The sequence below is a fragment of the Caldicoprobacter sp. genome, assembly GCF_047459465.1.
GTDB lineage: Bacteria > Bacillota > Clostridia > Caldicoprobacterales > Caldicoprobacteraceae > Caldicoprobacter.
Genome location: NZ_VSCO01000185.1, coordinates 1 through 3,028, shown reverse-complemented (window position 1 = coordinate 3,028; position 3,028 = coordinate 1). Strand labels below are relative to the sequence as shown.

3 protein-coding genes are annotated in these 3,028 nt (G+C 48.2%); 2 read left to right on the top strand and 1 reads right to left on the bottom strand.

The window, feature by feature from the left end; all coding sequences use genetic code 11:
• Positions 1-106: 106 nt before the first annotated feature.
• Entirely contained in the window at positions 107-1,390 is a 1,284-nt protein-coding gene (aroA, locus tag FWJ59_RS09045; protein WP_414481612.1) for a 3-phosphoshikimate 1-carboxyvinyltransferase, read from the top strand.
• A gap of 81 nt (positions 1,391-1,471) precedes the next feature.
• On the opposite strand, the gene FWJ59_RS09040 is transcribed toward aroA, so the two are convergent.
• Positions 1,472-2,140, bottom strand: coding sequence for a hydrolase (locus tag FWJ59_RS09040; protein ID WP_414481611.1), 669 nt, complete (start codon positions 2,138-2,140; stop codon positions 1,472-1,474).
• A gap of 655 nt (positions 2,141-2,795) precedes the next feature.
• Here FWJ59_RS09040 and FWJ59_RS09035 point away from each other — a divergent pair.
• Positions 2,796-2,966: an aspartyl-phosphate phosphatase Spo0E family protein gene (locus FWJ59_RS09035; protein ID WP_414481610.1), complete on the top strand. Its 171-nt coding sequence runs from the start codon at positions 2,796-2,798 to the stop codon at positions 2,964-2,966.
• Positions 2,967-3,028 lie beyond the last annotated feature (62 nt).

Sequence of the window (3,028 nt, the reverse complement as noted above, 5' to 3'; positions counted from 1 at the left end):
TATAACCGAGCTTCGCCGCAGGTTATGCTTTAGCCAGCACAATAGGGCAATTTATCCGGGAAAGGAGGCAACGGCGCAGCTTAGCTTTATCTTGCGCCGACGACATATGAAAATGGCCATAACGCCTGCCAGGCGGCTTGTCGGAGAAATCCATGTGCCGGGCGACAAATCCATCTCCCACCGGGCCGTAATGCTGGGCTCCATAGCCCAGGGCGACACCTACATCACCAACTTCCTTATGAGCGACGACTGCATGAGCACCATTCGCGCATTCCGGCACATGGGCGTGCCCATACAAATAACCGATCCGGATACCGTCATAGTAAAAGGCCGGGGGCTACGGGGCCTTACACCTCCCAAAATAGCAATAGATGCCGGTAACTCGGGAACCACTGCCAGGCTGCTTGCCGGCCTTCTTTCGGGGCAAAGCTTCAGCAGCACTATAACAGGCGATGAATCGCTACGCCGGCGCCCTATGGACAGGGTGATCACTCCTTTGCGCAAAATGGGGGCTCATATATCGGGAGTACAGGACAAATACCTTCCTCTGTCAATCAAGGGCGGCGCCCTTAAAGGCATAGACTACTTCATGCCGGTGGCCAGTGCCCAGGTAAAATCGTGCCTAATGCTGGCCACGCTGTATGCCGATTCCCCCAGCCGCATATATGAACCGGCACCATCCCGAAACCACACCGAGTTAATGCTGCAGGCCTTCGGGGGCAGGCTGGACATAAACGGCAACGAGATAACCGTCTACCCTGTTAGCCAGCTGTACGGTCAGCATGTGGATGTACCCGGGGATATATCATCGGCCGCCTTCTTTATCACAGCCGGGCTTTTAGTCCCCAATTCCAGCATAATATTAAAGGGTGTGGGCCTGAATCCTACCCGTACCGGGATCCTGGAAGTCTACAAACAGATGTGCGGCAGCCTCGCTATAGAAAACGTATCAACGTCGGGAGGAGAAAAGAGAGGGGACATCATCGTCAATGCATCCCACTTGAAGGGCACCGTAATAGGAGGCCAGCTCATCCCCCGCCTAATCGATGAGATACCCGTAATTGCCCTGGCCGCCACCCAGGCCGAGGGTACCACCATCATAAAAGACGCACAGGAGCTTAAAGTAAAGGAATCAAACCGCATAGCCACCGTGGTGGATATCCTATCCCGCCTGGGCGCCAGCATTGAGGCTACCGACGACGGCATGGTCATATACGGACCAACGCCCCTTAAAGGAAACTGGGTGGACAGCTTTGGCGATCACAGGCTGGCCATGATGGCTGCCATCGCCGGGCTCATCGCCAGCGGCGAAACTGTCATCAACGGCTGGGAATGCGTGAATATATCGTTCCCGGGTTTTTATGACATGTTGAAAAGGCTGCAGAATTAAAAAATGTCCTATACTAACAAAGCCTATCAGCATAAACCTTGCTGATAGGCTTTATTGTATTTAAATTCGCTGCCCGCCTTTTTAAGCCAGCTCTTGTCTATACTTGTCCATGAGAACCTTAAAAAGCTCTGCAGGCGTAGGAGGAGTATACGTTATGGCATTGGCTCCCGCCTCGATGGTAGCCATTATGGTGTCCTCACTAGGCCCCCCTGTGGCTATGATGGGTACGGTTGGCAGCTGATCCCGTATCCTCTTTATTATATCCACCGTCTTGCGGGCACCGGAGACATTGAGGATGGTGGCTCCCGCCTCGACGCGCGCCTTAAAATCGGTATTCTCGGATACCACCGTTACCACGATGGGAATATCGATGGTCTCCCTCATAGCCCTTATGATATCGTTGGGCGTTGGGGCGTTGACCACCACGCCAATGGCCCCCTTAAATTCCGCGTCCAAAGCCAGATTGACCACTCTCTTGCCGGTGGTTGTCCCCCCTCCAACGCCGCAAAATACGGGCACATCGGCCGCCATCATAATGGCCTGGGTAATGGCGGGCTGAGGCGTAAAGGGATATACCGCTATGATGGCGTCGGCATTGATGTTCTTTATGACCGCTACATCGGTAGTAAATGCCAGCGAACGAATTATCTTGCCGAATATCCTTATACCGCTTGCCTGTTGAATGCATGCCGGCACCTCAATCATGTGCCGCCTTAAGGTCCCTCTTATCTCGGGAATAAACTTTTCCATAGGCATCTCCCCTTTGACAAATTTAACGCACAGCGTATTTTAAACCAAGCTATGTAAAGCAAAAGGCGCGTAAAACTGCTACCCATGCATCCCGCTTTGTCACACACCTGCTTGTCCCACAACAAAACCCGTTATTAGCACTATTATAATGGTTACAAAAAGCTTCAATCAAGATTATTTTTAGTTTCATTTAACTCAAAAGCCTGTCCAAAGATGCAGCAGAGAAACAATTTAAAGACCACTTCGGGGGATGGACCTACCCCTCACATGGTACCCAGGATGGCAATCATTTCATTGTACACTTCTTTGTGGCCGGCAGCTATCCTCAACAGAATTATCAATGCGATAACTACCACCAGCATGATGACCCCCCAAATGATTGTATTTTTCTTTAAGAAAAACACCCGCACATCCTCCACCCCCTAATCTAAAGGTATGCAGAGGAAGTCAGTTTTAGAATAAGTTTTAGAATAATTTATTTATTTCATTACAAAAGCCACCCGGGGAAATAATAAAGTCAAAAATACAAAAATATTAATAAAAAGCTTTAAAAATATGCAGAACTACAATATAGTAATAAAAGATATAGTGATAATGGCAATCAAAAGGAAAAGTAACAAGAATTATAGCAAAAGAAAGGCTGGGATATAAATAAATGAACGATGAACTGATAGTAAAAAAATTGCTGCAAGAAATCGAGGCATTAAAAGAAAAACTTGACCAATTGGTTTCAAAAAAAGATCTTTTGGATCCAAACGTTATAGAAATAAGCCAGAAGCTGGATAAATTGCTTACAAGATATTATGAAATTATTAAAAAACAATGAAGAAAAACCTCTTTCAAACATTAGCCCTCTACCATGGGCACGAAACGCACATAGCAGAGGGG

Bases quoted from the DNA above. Each gene is read 5' to 3' on its own strand.
- aroA (WP_414481612.1), top strand. From the start codon at position 107: ATGAAAATGGCCATAACGCCTGCCAGGCGGCTTGTCGGAGAAATCCAT.
- FWJ59_RS09040 (WP_414481611.1), bottom strand. From the start codon at position 2,140: ATGGAAAAGTTTATTCCCGAGATAAGAGGGACCTTAAGGCGGCACATG.
- FWJ59_RS09035 (WP_414481610.1), top strand. From the start codon at position 2,796: ATGAACGATGAACTGATAGTAAAAAAATTGCTGCAAGAAATCGAGGCA.